General features: G+C 42.4%; 17 protein-coding genes. 16 read left to right on the top strand and 1 reads right to left on the bottom strand.

The features are described 5' to 3' along the window. Nucleotides 1-327 precede the first annotated feature (327 nt). Nucleotides 328-1,860: an alpha/beta hydrolase-fold protein gene (locus U5K35_RS14855; RefSeq protein ID WP_322572283.1), complete on the bottom strand. Its 1,533-nt coding sequence runs from the start codon at nt 1,858-1,860 to the stop codon at nt 328-330. A gap of 257 nt (nt 1,861-2,117) precedes the next feature. On the opposite strand from U5K35_RS14855, the gene U5K35_RS14850 reads away from it, so the two are divergent. The 16 genes from U5K35_RS14850 (at nt 2,118) to U5K35_RS14775 (ending at nt 16,784) form a co-directional block, all read left to right on the top strand. After that, nucleotides 2,118-2,444: a hypothetical protein gene (locus U5K35_RS14850; protein WP_322572282.1), complete on the top strand. Its 327-nt coding sequence runs from the start codon at nt 2,118-2,120 to the stop codon at nt 2,442-2,444. A 32-nt stretch (nt 2,445-2,476) separates the two neighbouring features. Then, entirely contained in the window at nt 2,477-2,686 is a 210-nt protein-coding gene (locus U5K35_RS14845; RefSeq protein ID WP_322572281.1) for a zinc ribbon domain-containing protein, read from the top strand. Nucleotides 2,687-3,120: 434 nt separating this feature from the next. Beyond that, nucleotides 3,121-4,890: a metallophosphoesterase gene (locus U5K35_RS14840; RefSeq protein ID WP_322572280.1), complete on the top strand. Its 1,770-nt coding sequence runs from the start codon at nt 3,121-3,123 to the stop codon at nt 4,888-4,890. 24 nt (nt 4,891-4,914) lie between these two features. Continuing rightward, nucleotides 4,915-7,260, top strand: coding sequence for a GMC family oxidoreductase (locus U5K35_RS14835; RefSeq protein WP_322572279.1), 2,346 nt, complete (start codon nt 4,915-4,917; stop codon nt 7,258-7,260). Between the two features lie 23 nt (nt 7,261-7,283). Beyond that, nucleotides 7,284-8,309, top strand: a complete 1,026-nt coding sequence (locus tag U5K35_RS14830) for an alpha/beta fold hydrolase (RefSeq protein WP_322572278.1) — start codon at nt 7,284-7,286, stop codon at nt 8,307-8,309. Between the two features lie 27 nt (nt 8,310-8,336). Further along, entirely contained in the window at nt 8,337-9,224 is an 888-nt protein-coding gene (locus U5K35_RS14825; protein WP_322572277.1) for an acetoacetate decarboxylase family protein, read from the top strand. A 58-nt stretch (nt 9,225-9,282) separates the two neighbouring features. Beyond that, the gene (locus U5K35_RS14820; protein ID WP_322572276.1) at nt 9,283-9,756 is read left to right on the top strand and encodes an anthrone oxygenase family protein; all 474 of its coding nucleotides are present in this window, start codon (nt 9,283-9,285) and stop codon (nt 9,754-9,756) included. A 45-nt stretch (nt 9,757-9,801) separates the two neighbouring features. Continuing rightward, a complete protein-coding gene (locus U5K35_RS14815) occupies nt 9,802-10,227 on the top strand; it encodes a DUF4345 family protein (protein WP_322572275.1) in 426 nt (141 codons plus the stop codon). Between the two features lie 27 nt (nt 10,228-10,254). After that, entirely contained in the window at nt 10,255-10,638 is a 384-nt protein-coding gene (locus tag U5K35_RS14810) for a hypothetical protein (protein WP_322572274.1), read from the top strand. Nucleotides 10,639-10,665: 27 nt separating this feature from the next. Further along, nucleotides 10,666-12,324 carry a patatin-like phospholipase family protein gene (locus tag U5K35_RS14805; protein WP_322572273.1) on the top strand — a complete coding sequence of 553 codons (1,659 nt, stop codon included), beginning with the start codon at nt 10,666-10,668 and terminating at the stop codon, nt 12,322-12,324. A 26-nt stretch (nt 12,325-12,350) separates the two neighbouring features. Then, entirely contained in the window at nt 12,351-13,322 is a 972-nt protein-coding gene (locus tag U5K35_RS14800) for a peptidoglycan recognition family protein (RefSeq protein WP_322572272.1), read from the top strand. Beyond that, entirely contained in the window at nt 13,315-14,061 is a 747-nt protein-coding gene (locus U5K35_RS14795) for a hypothetical protein (protein ID WP_322572271.1), read from the top strand. The genes U5K35_RS14800 and U5K35_RS14795 overlap by 8 nt, the downstream gene beginning before the upstream one ends. Nucleotides 14,062-14,174: 113 nt before the next feature. Continuing rightward, complete coding sequence (locus tag U5K35_RS14790; RefSeq protein WP_322572270.1) at nt 14,175-15,107, top strand: hypothetical protein; 933 nt, start codon at nt 14,175-14,177, stop codon at nt 15,105-15,107. A 38-nt stretch (nt 15,108-15,145) separates the two neighbouring features. Next, a complete protein-coding gene (locus U5K35_RS14785) occupies nt 15,146-15,727 on the top strand; it encodes a hypothetical protein (RefSeq protein ID WP_322572269.1) in 582 nt (193 codons plus the stop codon). 50 nt (nt 15,728-15,777) lie between these two features. After that, the gene (locus tag U5K35_RS14780; protein ID WP_322572268.1) at nt 15,778-16,293 is read left to right on the top strand and encodes a DUF1579 family protein; all 516 of its coding nucleotides are present in this window, start codon (nt 15,778-15,780) and stop codon (nt 16,291-16,293) included. A 131-nt stretch (nt 16,294-16,424) separates the two neighbouring features. Further along, nucleotides 16,425-16,784: a VOC family protein gene (locus tag U5K35_RS14775; protein WP_322572267.1), complete on the top strand. Its 360-nt coding sequence runs from the start codon at nt 16,425-16,427 to the stop codon at nt 16,782-16,784. Nucleotides 16,785-16,881: the final 97 nt, after the last annotated feature.

The raw sequence follows: 16,881 nt of genomic DNA, 5'->3' as shown, positions 1-16,881 counted from the left end.
CAGGTTATCTTTACGCAAAATGGAGTTTTTCATTTTTTATCAAAAATATATTCGGGTGTATTTACCTATGTCTGTAATGATATTAATTACAGGGAAGGTAATTTTTTATTCTCACACTAGTTCCTTAAAAATTGTTAATCCCGGATTGACTCTGCTTTACTTTTGATTTGATCACACTCTTTTCAATAGCTCTTTAAAAAAGGATGTGAATGAGGCTGCCATGTTACAAATGAATCAGCCAGCCATTCATGAATCCCTGAGATCAACTCTTCCAGCTTCAAAGGGTGGGGCAGGATGTTAACTGCACTCAAAAAATGAGCAATAAAGTCACTGCTCAATTTCACGTAATCTTTCCTGAATCTGCATCAAAACGGTTTTGTGTGAAAACTGTTCGCAATGTCCCGCCATTGGGGTGAAAACAACCTCTGCGTCCGATGCGGGTTGATCCGTACTTTCCAGAAACTCTGAGAAAGCTCGGGTAGCGGGGTTGAGGTAAAACTGATCCATGTCTCCCATCCAGATATAGATTTTATCCTGCAGTTTAGGGCCTAGTGTAGACCAGTTCTCCTCTGCATAAATTTTGAAGTCGTATTTTTTCCAGTGTTCCGCCACTTCCCGGTCTATCTCTCCCGTGGTGGGGTGAAACAGCGGTTTGGGAAGTCCGTTTTCACCACGGGGACTATAGAGAGCTGTGTGAGCACTGAACTGACCGCCGGAATTCAGATAGGTATCCGAATCTCCGAGCGCGTTTTCATAGGCAATAAAGTCGCGCAGCGAAATCATGGGTTCACCTACTGTGCTTCTCATTACGGGGCGTTCATATCCGAATTCATTGATGAACGCATTTTCATCCTCATAAATGTTAATCAGCTGATAGTTTTCAAACTCGATCGCGTCGGGGCTGTAGGAAAAAACTCCGTTAAAATGATCGGGGTAGTAAAGCTGAAGCCCCAGTGAGACCCATCCGCCGGTAGAACAGCCATCCACAAATCGGGTAGTGGCAGTATCAGTGCCTCTGTATTCCGATTCGATATGCGGGATCAGCTCATAAATCAAAGCGTGACCATAGGGACCGCTGTTCTCGGAATCCATCTGGTAGGAGTCACCAAACGGTCCTTCACCGTCTAAAAACACATTGATCACCCGCGGGGCCTCATCGCTTCGCCACCAATCAATAAAATCAGAACTGTTTACCAGATTATTTACTCTTGTGTACCTGCCGCCATATCCTGCAACATTATACCGGATCGGGTACGATTCCGAAGCATCATAATTTGCGGGAAGCAGTACAGACGCCTTCAAGTGAACCGGCTTTTCCCACCATGCTGAAAGCGTATCACTTTTAAAATCGACAAGATGCAGTAATTCAGATTCAGCAAGCTCTCTTTCTGCGATCGCTCTGTCAATGGTAACGTCCACCTCAGTCGAGTTCGTGATGGTTATTTTCTGTTTTTCTGAATAGAGATTTCCCGGCGCGTTGATCCTCGATTCGCTTTTGTCCTGATCCCAGAGAATTTGAATGTTGTATTGTCCTTCCGGGACATTTGCGAAAGTCCAGTCGGCCGTTTTTGTCCAGTCATCGTTCGGCTCAAGTGTGATATTGCCATCCGGACTGATACCGGTCCTGTTTATGGCAAAGATTTGACTCATTCTACCGGGGTACGGCCAGATTTGATCCATGGGCTCAACCTGGAGATTTTGATTCAGAAAAACATACAGCCTTCCATCACTTTCAAACGAAGCTTTAACTTCATCCGAAACAGATAGGTTTATCGTAACTGAATGCCCACCGTTTTGGTCATCGGTTGAGCATCCGGTGAAAAGAAATAGAAGAATCAGGAGAGGTATTAATTTTTTCATGGAACACATCTATTTGGTATTAGCAGAAAAGGATTTTAATCCAAAGTATTCGGCAATGTAATCAAAAATCATAGAAATATATCGGCCTCTAACCAATGAAATAGAGATGTGCAGGCAGAGTGAAAATGTTCAAATTTGATAGCTGATGGATTTTATAGAGCTTCAATTCGATTTAAAAAATTGGTTTATTACGGTTAGTGTTTTTGTGAAGACATTCAGAAAAAAAGTATTCAATTCGAAGATGACCGAATATTTGAATGATGGAGAAATCAACCATAAGAGTGGTTAGGGAGGAAGATTTTTTTGGGATGGCCCGCAAATTGAAGGTGTTTATTGATGATAAGCACGTAACGGATCTCAAATATAATCAGGGTATCAATATCAATGTGAGTCCGGGATTATACAAGGTTCAGGTAAAAATGGACTGGTGCACATGCAAACCTGAAGAAGTACAGCTGGATGCCGGAGAGAAAGTGGAATTACAGGTAGAAACCGGTTTTGATGAGTCAATTGCGAAGATGTTCAACCTGTTATACAATTTATTCTTTAATGCATCTGAATTTTTTACGTTAAAACGTCTGTAGGTGAAAATTTTTCTCATTAAAAACGAAAAACTATGAAGCATAAAAACTGGGAGTGCCCGAAATGTCAAAACAGGGAATTTGAAACAGATCAGTTTCAGGCTACCGGTGGTGGCTTTTCAAAATTCTTCAATATTCAGAATAAGAAATATACTACGGTAACGTGTAAGCGGTGTAAATACACGGAAATGTATAAAGGAGATACGTCAAAGGGAGAAAACATTCTGGATTTTTTCGGGAATTAGGTTCATTTGTGAAAATTGCTCCCACAAAAAAATAAGCCCTTCGGTATTCGGCGATTCAAATCCTTTTGATTGGCATGAAGAACAGCTAATTGATCATACAGAAAACAAGATTATAGGTATGCCGGGTTTGCTCATCAATATACGGAATAGGTTGTCCTAAATTTGGTACTTCAACCATATCTATGATTTGATATAGTTTTCGTATATGCTATCTATATCAATTAGAATAGGATTTATGTATAAGATTTAGTACCGTTTAGAATAAAATTTTGAAATATTGAAGAAAACAATAAAGAGTACAGATTTTGATTTTGAAATAATCAAATAAAATTTATTCTTTTTAGACGAGGGATATCGGAATTTGAAAGTCTGATAAAAGAAAGGATTTAATTGTGTTTAATTAGATAGAGAATAGTAAAATCGTGGGGGAATGTATGAATAGTGGTAATTTGTCCGGCCATGAAAAGAGAAAAGTCGACTCTCTGGATTTTCAAAGACAAAAAATGGTGGATTGGTTTAGTCCGTCGCAACTTGCAAAAACAGGCCTCCAGGCAGTTGTTTCCTCGGTTTTCGGTAATTATGCCGACAAAAGAGAGATGCAGGCCGCTCTATCAAAGAATAAAAATTCTCTGAAACCGTATGATTTTTCAGATCGCGACGAGATCTGGGTGGATTATGTAAGTGATATTGGTTCGGGCTGGAATTCAACATACAGCGTAGCCTACCTTTTAGGACGAAAAAATCTGGACATCCAAAATTTTAATGGAAAAGATTACGATCTGAAAAGAGGTGATATACTCGTTATGGGCGGCGATGAAGTATACCCGGTTGCCACTCCGGAAGAGTATAAAAACAGATTAGTAGGTCCATATCGCTCTTCACTTTCTAGTGTGGATGATCCCGAAAAAGGTCCAACACTTTTTGCAATTCCGGGGAATCATGACTGGTATGATGGGCTATCCAGTTTTATGAAGCTCTTTTGCCAGCAGAGATGGATGGGAGGCTGGCAGACTAAACAGGACAGAAGTTATTTTGCAATAAAATTACCCGGCAACTGGTGGCTTTGGGGAATTGATATTCAGTTACATGCCGACATTGATAAACCCCAGCTCGATTATTTTGATGAAATGTTTAAACTGGCAAAAAAAGGAGATAAAGTAATTCTCTGCACTGCCGAACCGTCATGGTCATATCAGGAGTATCAAAAAGATGACAAACCCTACCAGAATCTTAAATTCTTTAAAAACCGTTACTCCTTAAAAGGAGATAAAGAACTGAGCTTCAGCCTTATTCTGGCCGGGGATTTACATCACTACGTCAGTTTTAGGGAAGGGGACAGTGAAAATCCTAAATGGAGAATTACAGCAGGAGGCGGGGGTGCGTTTTTACATCCCACCCATCAAATACCGGATAAACTGAATTTTGAAGATTCCGTGTATGAAAAGAGTTCAGCATCTCCATCAAAGGATGAATCCCGCCGAATGGCGTTTAAGAATTTAAAGTTCCCGTTCATAAATTTACGATTTGGCGTCTTCTTTGGGCTGGTTTATATGCTGTTTGGATGGTTTATGGCTGCCGGAAATACAGGTTCACTACTTAACCAGATGGCCGGTTCCGGATTAGCAGATCTGGGAGCATTGATTCCCTCAATATTACTTTCTTTACTCGGTAGTCCCGGCTTGTCTATTTTTCTGGCGCTTATCTTTTTTGGAATACTTGCGTTGGCCGATACAAATCGAAAAAAACCTCTCTCTTCCTGGATTGCCGGTATTGTTCACGGCATTGTGCAGGTTTTGCTTTTAATTATTGGAGTGTGGCTTGTTTCATATCTCCTGGTTGGCTTAGCGGGAATTAGCCCCGTTTCTGTACTGGGCGTTATACTTTTTTTCACCGGACTTGGCCTGGCCGGCTGGCTATTGAACGGTTTTGCAATGGGGATCTATTTGTTGATTAGTATTTTGGTTTTAAAAACTCACGATACAGAATCATTCTCATCATTTAGAGGGGAAGACTATAAAAGTTTTGTGCGATTACATGTAGATCGCGAGGGGCTGACAATCTATCCGATAACAATTCCAAGGGCATGCAGAAACTGGAAAGAAGTTGAAGATAAATACGAAGGAGAGGAACCCTGGTTTGTTCCTGCGGAAAGTGAGGATTTTAAATACAGCCTTATTGAGAATCCGATTAACATAAGGTCTTAAACTTAAAAGGAAGGGGAGATCGATATGGACCGATTATCAACACCCATTAAACAAATTAAAGAGCATTACAATGTAATTGTTGTAGGTTCGGGGTATGGAGGAAGTATCAGTGCATCCAGAATGGCTCGTGCCGGCAAATCGGTTTGTTTGTTGGAAAAAGGTAGAGAGATTCATCCCGGCGAATATCCCGATAAGGAAACCACCGCCCACAAAGAGATGCAAATGGATATTGAAGGGAAACATGTGGGATCGGAAACCGGGCTTTATGATTTTCGCTTTAATAAAGACATCAATGTATTTCAGGGGTGTGGCCTGGGTGGAACTTCGCTGGTAAACGCAAACGTATCACTACCGCCCGAAGAGTGGGTTATGAAGCACAATGAGTGGCCCGAAGAGCTTAGGAAAGATCGGGAGCTGCTTGCTGAGTGTCAGGATCTGGCTTTGAATATGTTAAATGCAAAGCCTTATCCGAATGACTGGCCTGTACCTGCAAAGCTAAAATCGATGGAGATTGCTTCCGGTCAGTGGGAGAATGGAGCCTTTTACAGGCCACCGATTAACGTCACATTCTCTGATGGTAAAAATGTTGCCGGAGTGGAACAGAAAGCTTGTAACGGTTGCGGTGACTGTGTTACGGGTTGTAACTATTCAGCTAAAAATACAACCCTCATGAACTATCTCCCTGACGCCAGAAATCACGGAGCGGAGATCTTCACTGAAGTTGCTGTGGACCGTGTTGAACACAAAAACGGGAAATGGGTGGTACGGTATAAGGTTATGGGGACGGGGCAGGATAAGTTTGGGGAATCAACCAGTTTTATAACCGCTGACATTGTGATTCTTGCAGCCGGAACTTTAGGTACTGCTGAGATCATGATACGGTCTAAAAATGAGGGACTATCTGTATCAAACATGGTTGGAAAACGATTCACTGGCAATGGGGATTTTCTTGGATTTGGCTATAACAATGATGTGAGGGCAAATGCTATCGGTGCCGGCCATAAAAAGCCGGATGCAAATGATCCGGTGGGCCCGTGTATTACAGGTATTATTGATTTGAGAAGTTCAAGCTACACAAACGGAAAAGAAAAAGAGGGAATGGTTATCGAAGAAGGGGTGATTCCGGGGGCTCTTTCAGCATTTGTGCCGTGGATGCTCACGTTTGCTTCTAAATTTACCGGTGACGATACAGATAGCGGATTCAGGGATTTTTTAAGGGAGACATGGCGCTGGCTGGGTTCTATTTTCAGAGGAGCGTATAAAGGAGCAACCGCGAATACAATGACCTATCTGGTAATGACCCACGATGATGGAAAAGGGGAGTTATATCTAAAGGATGAACGCCTTCGCATCGATTGGGATGATGTAGGTAAGCAGTCTATCTTTGAAAAAGTGAGCCGGAATCTTCGAAAGGTTACCAAAGAACTGGGAGGGATCTATGTGAAGAATCCAAGCTGGAATAAACTTTTTAAACATCGCCTCACCACCGTCCATCCTCTCGGAGGGTGTATTATGGGCGAGGATGCTGAAAAAGGAGTGGTAAATCATAAAGGACAGGTATTTTCGGGTACAACAGGGACGGATACCTTCGATGGACTTTATATAAGCGATGGAGCCATTATTCCACGAACCCTTGGTGTGAATCCACTCTTAACCATATCAGCACTGGCCGAGCGGAATTCTAAATATATAGCCAAAGACAGAGGCTGGGAAATTGACTATAGCCTGAAAGGTGTCGATTCTGAAAAAAAAGACGGTAAAGAGAAAAGTGATTCGCCACCCGGAATACAGTTTACCGAACGAATGACGGGCTTTTTTGCCGAGGGTACGAATTCATTTGAAGAGGGCTATGAAAAAGGAGAGTCAAACAAATCACCCCTCTCATTTGTACTGACAGTTCATTCAGATAATATCGAGCGCATGCTGAAAGATTCCAATCACCCGGCAGAACTCATGGGTTCGGTTCAGGCACCGGCGCTATCCGGAGATGATCTGACCGTTACGGATGGGCTCTTCAACCTTTTTACCGAAGATCCCGAAGATGACGATATCCGGTATATGAAATATAACATGAAACTTAAATCGGAGGAGGGACAAACATTCTATTTTGAGGGGCAAAAAATTATTCATGATGATCCCGGTTTTGACCTTTGGGCAGATACAACAACACTATTTGTAACTCTCTATTCTGGTGATAATTCCGGTGCACCTGTTTTAGGAAAGGGCATTTTGAAGATAAAACCGGACGACTTTCGCAAGCAGATCGGAACCGTGAAGATCACGGGTACAGAGAAAAATGTGGATCAAGTAAAGTATAAAGCCAAATTTTTAAAGTTTTTCTCCGAGAATATAATTGATGTATATATGTAAATATTACATAGGAGCTGAAAGTGATGAGAAATTATATAGAGCAAACCATACCATTTAAAGCCGGTGATGGATTAGAATGCAATCTCGTAAATGTAAAGGCGGAAGATCAACCGCCTAAAGGCCCGGTTCTGGTTGTTCACGGAGCCGGGGTGAGGGGGAATATTTTCAGAGCTCCGGTTGAGACCAATTTTGTGGATTACCTGGTACAGGAGGGATATGATGTTTGGCTTGAAAATTGGCGGGCAAGTATCGATCTGGAACCAAATGAATGGGACCTGGATCAAGCCGCCAAATATGATCATCCTAAAGCAGTGGAAAAAGTAGTGGAACAGACCGGCTATGATGAGATTAAGGCCGTTATCCACTGTCAGGGGTCCACCAGTTTTATGATGTCGGCGGTAGCCGGACTTGTTCCTCAAGTTACCAACATTGTAAGCAACGCGGTATCACTTCATCCGGTGGTTCCTCGCTGGTCTGTTTTTAAAATGAATGTTGCACTTCCGCTTGTAAGCCTTGGAACCCGATATCTGAATCCACAGTGGGGAAACGAAGCACCCGGTGTATTTCCTAAAATTATACGTTCCCTGGTTGAAGCTACCCACAAAGAGTGTGACAACGGTGTATGTAAACAAGTGAGTTTTACATATGGAAGTGGTTTTCCTGCACTTTGGCTTCACGAAAACATCGATGATGCTACTCACGAATGGTTGAGAGATGAGTTTGCAGAAGTGCCGATACATTTCTTCAATCATATCAAAAAATGTATAAGAAAAGGACACCTGGTTTCACTTCAAAACGACCGGGAGCTACCGGCAGACTATGTAAGTACTCCTCCAAAAACCGGTGCCCGGTTTACGTTCTTGGCGGGCAAAAAGAATTTATGTTTTTTACCCGAGAGCCAGGGAAACACTTACGAGTACTTTGAAAAACTTGAACCCGGCCGCCATGCTTTTCATTTGTTGCCCGATTACAGCCATCTGGATGTATTTATGGGCAAAAATTCGGCCAGGGATGTCTTTCCGATAATTTCAAAAGAGCTTGAAATGTAATCGCTAACCGATAACTGACAGAATCTTATGGGTGTTTCCAAACGAATTAAACGATATACCGGCCGGCATGCTCTGGTTGATAATATTCCATACGTAATGCCGATACATTCAAAAGATTCTCCGGCACTGTTCGCGGGTTTTCAAATCAATGCTGAAAAGGCCGAAAAGTTTTTGCCGGGTAATGAACTGCATCCGTTTCGTTTATGGAATGGCAAGGGCATTTTATTAATCGCTGTTATCGATTACCTGGAAACAAGTATCGGCAAATATATTGAGTTCAGTATTGGCATTGCCTGTACCCATGGCCATAAGTCTGCACCGCGTATGCTGCCGGGTCTGTTTATGGGGCATTATGGAACCGGCCAGTTTGTAGTCGATCTTCCCGTGAGTACTGAAATTTCAGTGAAGGGAGGCAAGGGGATCTGGGGAATGCCAAAGCACCAAGCAAATCTCGACTTTCAAATTAACGATGAGGTGGTGAGCAGTCAGTATGAGAAGGATGGACAATTTGCCATGAGGATTGAGATCGACCGGCCTAAGAAATCATGGATTCCATTAAACGTAAACGCGGTAAACTATTGTCAGTTTAGAAACATGCTTATGGCATCGCACATCAACTTCAAGGGGAAAGCAGGGTTGAACCTGTTCGGCAAAGCAAGTGCCCGGCTTTACATCGGTGATCATCCTAAGACCGCACCTCTCAGAGAGCTCGACATCGATGAAAATGCGTTTCTTACCATGTTTATACCTGAATCGAATGGAATATTGGACGACTACTTTGAATCGTGGTTTTTAACCTACGACGAAGCCCCTGATGCTATGCCGGAAGGCCTGGAGAGTGTAATTGATTTGGATTTGAATGAAGAATGGCCGGAACCGCCTTCGATAAGTGATTACGATCAGTTTAAAGTCTGACAAAAGCTTAATTAACGGAAAGAAAATTTATTGTAAACCCAAGAAAAAAAGAGAACAGATGAAGAGAATAATATTAAAGATTAATAAAGGAATTCTATTCGCTTGTGTATCTATGTACTTCGGTACAGGGTGGTCACTCATCTTATTTCAATTCAATTCGGCCGATAGCTTTACTCCGGATAATTATTTTGAACAATTCGTGCCTCAAGTTACCCGGGCTACGGAATTCTTTACTGTTATGACAATAGTGATGATGATTTCGGCAATTATCATGATTATCGAGCATTGGAAATCTATAAAGAAATGGTTTCCAATAACCGTATTGGCAGGTGTTTTTGTAGCAACGTTGCTGACTATGATATACATCTTCCCATATAATCAACAGATGGCAGAGGGTATTACTCAAATTGAGGTGCTTCACGAAGTTCTGGATAAATGGATGAACCTGAATGTTGTTCGGGTTTCAATATGGACAGTGGAATGGCTGGCGATGCTTCTCTATTTCCTGATTGACTTTAAAGAAGACAGATAAATTTAGCGTCCAACGGTGCTGATCAGAATTTAAAATATATCACCTATGAAATTTACAGCTTACTTTTTCTTCTACTGTTATATCGGATTGGTGCTGCTGGCCGGTTTCTGGGGCGCATTTCTGGGTGCCGATTTTGATCACCAACTGCTTTTCAACCTGGATACAAGCACATTGGAGAGTGAAACCAGAACCAATTTGCTGAGTCAGTACCGGTTCCTCAGAGCAATGGAATTTGGATATGGGCTGTTTGCCATCCTCTTTACAAAGGAGATCTTCTCTCTGAAAAAATTTAACCGGCTCTATCTGGCAATTATGTTTGCAGGTGTACTTGCCCGACTTGTTTCTGTTATTGATGACGGTTCTCCATCTGCACTATTCTACTTCTTCCTGATATTTGAGTTTATCGGGGTAGTCGTCATTTATCTTTATTTCCAAATGAAAACGGGGTCTCAGGCAGAGGCGATCGGCTAGTTTACTATAAATTTCAAACCCAAAATCATGGTTTATCGAGATTATTTAAAAATCACTTTAAAACTAATAGCCATCATCACCATTATCAGTGGCCTTGTTCAGATGCTTTCACCCGGATTTGTTCTGGGTTTCATAGGGGGTGTAATCACAGATTCCACTCTTCACTTCTTTGCTATTATTGGAATGTTTATGGTGATGTTTGGCGGCTTGCTGCTCCATGCTTTGAGTGGCACCCAAAATCATCCGGTCGCGGTTTTATGGTGTAGTTTGCAGAAATACGGTGCAGCTGTAGCGGTTTCTTTAGGTGTGATAAATGGTCTGTTCTCATGGCTCGCGGTGGGAGTTGCCTTGTTTGACCTGTTTTCGGGAATATTAATCACTATGCATTGGTACGGCATCATTCGGAAGTGAAAATGAATCCTAAAGGGACTTAAAATTATGGGTAACGAAAATCATACAGTCATTGGTAGTCCGCCTCAAGGATATTCCGGACCAAAACGCTCGCTGGTCCTTGCAGGGGGTGGAATGCGCGTAGCATACCAGGCCGGCGTAATTCGTGCAATGATTGAAAATGGTCTCTGTTTCCATCATGCAGACGGCACTTCCGGAGGTACAATGAATCTGGCGATGTTGTTTTCCGGACTTTCTTCGGAAGAGATGTGCGAGAGGTGGAGAAGCCTCGATATCAAAAAGTTTGTATCCATGCTGCCTTTTGATGAATACCTGCGCCTTCATAAAACGAAAGCAATGGGGGATGCAGACGGTATCATCAATGATGTTTTTCCACACCTGGGTATAGATACAGATCGTATTCGATCGGTTGAGGGGATGCAGGGTACATTTAATGTCTGCAACTATACTAAAAAGACCAATGAAGCAATTCCTCACACAGATATATCCACAGAGCTACTGGTAGCCGGCGTATCTTTACCGATTTTTATGCCGGCAGTAAAACATAATGGCAGTGATTATATCGATTCTGTATGGATCAAGGATGCCAACCTGATGGAAGCGGTTAAGCGCGGTGCTGAAGAGATATGGCTGATCTGGTGTATTGGCAATCACGGCATATACAAGGATGGAATGTTTGACCAGTATGTGCACATGATTGAAATGAGCGCGAACGGTGTGCTTTTTGAAGAGTTCGATCGAATTAATGAATTGAACGACCGGATTAAGAAAGGCGACTCGCCTTACGGTCAGACAAAAGAGATAAAGCTACATGTTATCAAACCGGAATATCCGCTGCCTCTTGATCCGGATTTTTATTTCAATCGAATTGATGCTTCAACCCTGGTAAGTATGGGGTACGCTGATGCTGCAAATTACCTGTCAACATATAATGAAGACGGGATTTCTTTTGAACCATCAGCTACTCGTATGAAAGATCCCGCACCGGGTGTTGCCTTTCGGGAAAAAATGGAAGGCTGGTTTAGTCTCGGCACAACCGATCCTGATGAAGGTGCAAAAAATGGGGAACAGGAGAATGTAAAATTGTCGCTGAATGCGGCTATTTATATCCACGATCTTCGAGATTTTTTGAAAAACTCTACCCGTAGCGGTATGATGGCTGGGCATATCAACTTTGCACCTTTTGATGAATACCTGCCGGCCAAAACGGGGGTATTCAATCTTTTTGTGGAAGATGATGATCACGGCCCCGACACCAAGTGGATGATTTATGAAATGGGATTTGAGTATGAGGGTAAATCCTACTACCTGGCCGGGAAAAAAGAAGTACGGAATGATCCCGGTTTTGACCTTTGGGAAGATACTACCACACTAAAGGTACAACTCCATGAAGGTATCGATGCTTCCGGTCCGGTAGTTGGGGCCGGTGTGTTGAAATTGTCAAAAACAGAACTGCTTAAGTTGCTTCGAAGCATGCACGCCATTGCGGCTGAATCCTCAGCAGAACGATTCAATCTGATAGCCAATTTCGGAGCATTTTTTCTTGGCGAACTGTGGGACTCGTATAAAGGATTTGCCATACATGATCGTGATACTCCCAAATGGGGCCGTTATCTAAAAATAATTGTGATAATTCTGGGACTGGCCGGTGCAGGCTGGTTAATCTATTTTCTTTTTTTCAGCTAATTACTACTACATAAACGGTTAAAATCATGGCATTTAAAATAAAAAACGATTGGCAGTTACCGGATGCGGAATACTTTAAAAACAATACCAAAAAATCAGGTATTTGTATCCATCACACTGTGGGTGGCAGTGGACGCTCTACTTTTAACTGGTGGATACAAGATTCGCAGATGGTTGGTACTGCATATATTATCGATCGGGATGGCTCTGTCTATAACGTTTTTAGCCCTGAAAACTGGGCTTGGCAGTTTGGCCTGAAATGGGATCACCAGGATAAAATTGCATTTGAAAAACGATTTATAGGCATAGAAATCGCAAGTGAAGGGGGACTACTTGAAGAGAACGGAAAGTATTACTGTTTTGACCGAATATCACCGAAAACTGAAAAACCGGCCGGTGAAGTTTTTGATGCCGGATTTAACTACCGGGGGTATCGCTATTTTGATCGTTATGAACCGGAACAGATAGATTCGCTGGTTGAGCTGATCAATAATTTATGTGATGAATTTGATATTCCACGCCGTGTTCAGAAGGACTCCATGAAATACTATGGGGAAGCACTGAAGAATTTTGAGGGAATTATTGGCCATACAATGGTACGCAAAGACAAATCAGATCCTGCTCCGATTCCGGATCTATGGGAAAGATTAATTGACGACTGTAATCTCTCAACTGTATCGGGAGTGATGGCCGAAGATGAACAGGCCGAATCAGACAATGAAACCTTGAATGATGAGGAGATTACTAAACTGTTTGAGCATAATGCTAAAGAGCTCAATAAGATGCATGTTTCTGCGGGCAGTATGGTGAAGGGATTGATCCAGGAATTAGAGCGAAATAACCGGAATACGTATATCAAACTAAGGGATGCTACACCGGATGGTCATACGATTCACTACGATTTTATTGAAGGGCAAAAAGGATTGATCAAAAGAATTGGGAAAGCTCTTGGTTTTAAAAAAATAACTGATGATTTACTGGAGGTAAGAAATGGATAGTTTAAAAAAGGGACTGATTACAGTAAGTGTGATCGCCGGCCTTTTGGCCATTGCACTATCGTTTATTTTGGGGCGGGGAATTGACCGGGAAGAGATTCACCGGGCACAACTGGAAATGCAAGAACTCCGGGCCTCGCGTGATTCAATAGAAACTGTAGTGGCAATGAAAGATTCCATGCAATCCGTACTCAGTGCAAGAGTTAAAGATCTGAACTCAGAAACCGACAGGCTGCGCAGGGAAGTGCAGGTACTGGAAGAAGAACGGGCAGAAAATCAACTAACCGTACGGAATATTCGTAAAAAAGAGGATCTGCAAAATCGCCTTGCTGAAACGTTTCCGGAGATGGCTGAATCTGACTGGGGTGTGACTGAAGTCTATAACGAAGAGTTTGATGTAGGGATTGAATACCTTCTCGTTCCATTGTGGTTCAGTGAAACATTTATCATAGACCACCAAAATTCAGAATCATACAAACAACAAGTTAGCAGGTTTACAGAAATTGATTCATTGCACCAACAGGTGAGCGTACTAAAAGACAGCCTCTTTACACTGGAAAGGGAAAAAGCGGAGGCATATCAGATAGGGTATCAAGAAGCGTTTACGAAATACGAAGATATCAATGCAAAATATATTAATCTGCTTGAACAGCCGCCTTCCATCGATCTTGGAATTCCCAGGTGGGGTGTGATCGGGGCAAGTATTGGAGCAGGTGTATTGGTGGGCTCTCAAATAAAATGAGTGGAAACCACAGGCTATTGATTAAGAGAGAAGAAATGCGTCGGGCTCTGTTTTAGCCCGTACATGTTTCATAAAAAAAGAGGATAAAATCACAATAGTCATGGAGGTTAATTATGAGAGAAATAATTATTGCATCTATTTTATGTATGCTGTGTACAGATGTTGTGGCACAATCTATATCGATAACGGAGATCTCTCCGGGCTTTCAGGCAAATCTGGCGCTTGGAAGACAGGTTTCGCTATCATTTGATTATGAAACAATGAATTCGGATGGTATTCGGATCTTCGTGAGACCGGTTACTTCCGGAAGTTTGACACCGAATTATTCGGCGAGCGGTTCTCCTGTTTACCGGGGCAGCGGTCGCGGATCGGCAAACTTTACCATTCAATCAGGAAGTGCTACTGTGGATCAGATAAGGGTGCGGTCCGTAAATTTGCAGAACGAAATGCTCTTTGAGTTTTTCATTCCGGTGAAGCTTACATTTTCGCCTCAGATACTTACCCAATATATGAATCGTGATTTAGTGATTTCTGAATCTGATAGAGTTGCAAGAGCTGGGAATCGGGCAGAAGTTTTGCAGCCCGAAACGACTGCGGCTCCCGATATACCGGCATTACCCGATTGTGCTGACAGCGACGAGAATGAGGTTGTAGAAAAAAAAGTAAAGCCGGACGGTACACTTGAGCTGCACTATGCGGACGGCTCAATCGTAGGAATTCTTTCTGCTGGAGCTATGGATGGTATGAACAGCTACAGGATTGACCCGGTAAGCCAGGATACAACCTATTTCCGTTCACTGTTCAGCCAGGTACAGGCCGCGTATCCACCTGGGTTTATCGGGTCTGAAGCAGCGGTAAATGAAGATTGGCTACAGAGTTTAAATGCCTGGATTGAACACCATGGGGATCGGTTGCTCGGCAGAATAGATACGCTCTTGGATGATGAGTCCTATAATGCTTATCTGTCCTACGAAGAAAACTCAGATCTGTCGATCTATGAAAAGGTGAACTTTCGGTACACATTTCTTGAGCGGTTAGCCGAATAAAACATATTCAATCTTCATATTAAGCAATCAATCATATTATGAAACCTTTTTACTCAATACTATGCCGAATTATTTTGGCAGCCGTACTATTCACTTTACCGGTCTTTCCGGCATTTTCACACAGCGGTTTACAACAAGATCAAACCGACAGGGTCAATGATATTTTAAACCAAATGCAGCAGGAGATGCAGAATTCTGATACCGTACCCGATTCCATTGTGGCTCCTCCACCCATAGCTTTACAGCAAGCATTGGACGATTCCACAATTGCGATGTATCAGAAGGCTATGCAAGCCTATTATGAATATCGGGTTTCAGGGTTTGAACATCGTAAAAATGTGTTTTTATGGCAGCTGGTCTCATCCAAAATGATCTTTTTTGGAGTTTTACTGATGGTATTTTGCGGAATATGCTTTTCGGGAATCCAGTTCTACAAATCGATGACAATGAGTAAGGTGGAAGGAGTTGAAGCTATAGATACCGGGGTTACGGAGTTTGAAGCTTCAACTAGTGGAATAAAAGTAACTTCATCTGTTCTGGGAATTATTGTATTGGTAATATCCCTGGCGTTTTTCTACCTATACCTGGTATACGTATACCCAATCAGTGAAATTTTTTAAATTCATCATTATACAGGAAGAATATGATACTAAAACTTCATGTTTGTTTGATGGCTGTGCTGTTAATCGTGATCAGTCAGGCCGATCCGATACTTGGGCAAACCAGTTCTGAAAACACATCACCTGAATATGCCTTTGATTTCTGGCTGGGTGAATGGGAATTAACCTGGCAGAATGGGGATGGCACCACAGCGACAGGAAAAAATACAGTCCGTCGGATACTCGGCGGTCATGTGATAGAAGAAAATTTTGAAGCCCTTACCGGAGACATGGCCGGATATGAAGGGAAAAGTTATTCCGTATATAATCCGCAAACCGGCGAGTGGAAACAGACCTGGGTGGATAATGGAGGATCGTATCTCGATTTTACCGGAGATATAACCGATGGCAACCGAATCTTTCACAGAACTGCGTTTACTGCAGAAGGCGACCGGTTTCTTCAGCGGATGCACTTCTATGACATCACGGAAGATTCTCTGAGCTGGGACTGGGAGAGATCATTGGATGAGGGAGAAACCTGGGAACTTATGTGGAGGATTCAATACCGGCGATCTTTGGCAAAGTGAACTCTAACGGCCGCTATAGTTTCGTATTTGTGATCAGGCTTGCTTATTTAACCCTTATATGAATCAAAAAATATCAGCCGGACTTGAGGAAATTCCGGTTCAACCGTCAATCAGTTATTTACAGCACAATTATGAAAGAATCTGTAAAAATTAACTATATCGAGATGCCCTCAAGAGATCTCGCGGCAACAAAGCGTTTCTTCTCCAGTGCATTTGGCTGGTCGTTTGTGGATTACGGTGCGGAGTATGCAGCTATAGAAAATGCAGGGATAGATGGCGGCTTTTTCAAAACGGACAAGATTGCTACAACGGAGAACGGGAGCGTACTGGTTGTTCTTTACAGTTCAGAATTGGAAATAACCTTAGAAAAAGTAAAATCTGCAGGAGGAACGATTACTCAAGATATTTTCTCCTTTCCCGGTGGCAGGCGATTTCATTTTTCAGATCCTAACGGAAATGAATATGCCGTTTGGTCTGAGGAAATTTCATAACCCAGCCGTAACTCCCGATTTATTCCATCATAATTACAGCTTCATTTTCATTATCAATTCGTTAGCTTTAGAAAAAGGAAGTAAACGAGATTGCCGG

It is taken from the genome of Rhodohalobacter sp., from assembly GCF_034521535.1.
Lineage (GTDB): Bacteria > Bacteroidota > Rhodothermia > Balneolales > Balneolaceae > Rhodohalobacter.
The sequence above is the reverse complement of the archived record's forward strand: the minus strand, read 5'-3'. Positions and strand labels throughout refer to the sequence as shown.

Excerpts from the sequence above, each read along its gene's own strand:
- U5K35_RS14790 (WP_322572270.1), top strand. The coding sequence starts at position 14,175 with ATGAGAGAAATAATTATTGCATCTATTTTATGTATGCTGTGTACAGAT.
- U5K35_RS14780 (WP_322572268.1), top strand. The coding sequence starts at position 15,778 with ATGGCTGTGCTGTTAATCGTGATCAGTCAGGCCGATCCGATACTTGGG.
- U5K35_RS14810 (WP_322572274.1), top strand. The coding sequence starts at position 10,255 with ATGGTTTATCGAGATTATTTAAAAATCACTTTAAAACTAATAGCCATC.
- U5K35_RS14825 (WP_322572277.1), top strand. The coding sequence starts at position 8,337 with ATGGGTGTTTCCAAACGAATTAAACGATATACCGGCCGGCATGCTCTG.
- U5K35_RS14830 (WP_322572278.1), top strand. The coding sequence starts at position 7,284 with ATGAGAAATTATATAGAGCAAACCATACCATTTAAAGCCGGTGATGGA.
- U5K35_RS14815 (WP_322572275.1), top strand. The coding sequence starts at position 9,802 with ATGAAATTTACAGCTTACTTTTTCTTCTACTGTTATATCGGATTGGTG.
- U5K35_RS14850 (WP_322572282.1), top strand. The coding sequence starts at position 2,118 with ATGATGGAGAAATCAACCATAAGAGTGGTTAGGGAGGAAGATTTTTTT.
- U5K35_RS14775 (WP_322572267.1), top strand. The coding sequence starts at position 16,425 with ATGAAAGAATCTGTAAAAATTAACTATATCGAGATGCCCTCAAGAGAT.
- U5K35_RS14795 (WP_322572271.1), top strand. The coding sequence starts at position 13,315 with ATGGATAGTTTAAAAAAGGGACTGATTACAGTAAGTGTGATCGCCGGC.
- U5K35_RS14820 (WP_322572276.1), top strand. The coding sequence starts at position 9,283 with ATGAAGAGAATAATATTAAAGATTAATAAAGGAATTCTATTCGCTTGT.
- U5K35_RS14800 (WP_322572272.1), top strand. The coding sequence starts at position 12,351 with ATGGCATTTAAAATAAAAAACGATTGGCAGTTACCGGATGCGGAATAC.
- U5K35_RS14845 (WP_322572281.1), top strand. The coding sequence starts at position 2,477 with ATGAAGCATAAAAACTGGGAGTGCCCGAAATGTCAAAACAGGGAATTT.
- U5K35_RS14835 (WP_322572279.1), top strand. The coding sequence starts at position 4,915 with ATGGACCGATTATCAACACCCATTAAACAAATTAAAGAGCATTACAAT.
- U5K35_RS14805 (WP_322572273.1), top strand. The coding sequence starts at position 10,666 with ATGGGTAACGAAAATCATACAGTCATTGGTAGTCCGCCTCAAGGATAT.
- U5K35_RS14840 (WP_322572280.1), top strand. The coding sequence starts at position 3,121 with ATGAATAGTGGTAATTTGTCCGGCCATGAAAAGAGAAAAGTCGACTCT.
- U5K35_RS14785 (WP_322572269.1), top strand. The coding sequence starts at position 15,146 with ATGAAACCTTTTTACTCAATACTATGCCGAATTATTTTGGCAGCCGTA.
- U5K35_RS14855 (WP_322572283.1), bottom strand. The coding sequence starts at position 1,860 with ATGAAAAAATTAATACCTCTCCTGATTCTTCTATTTCTTTTCACCGGA.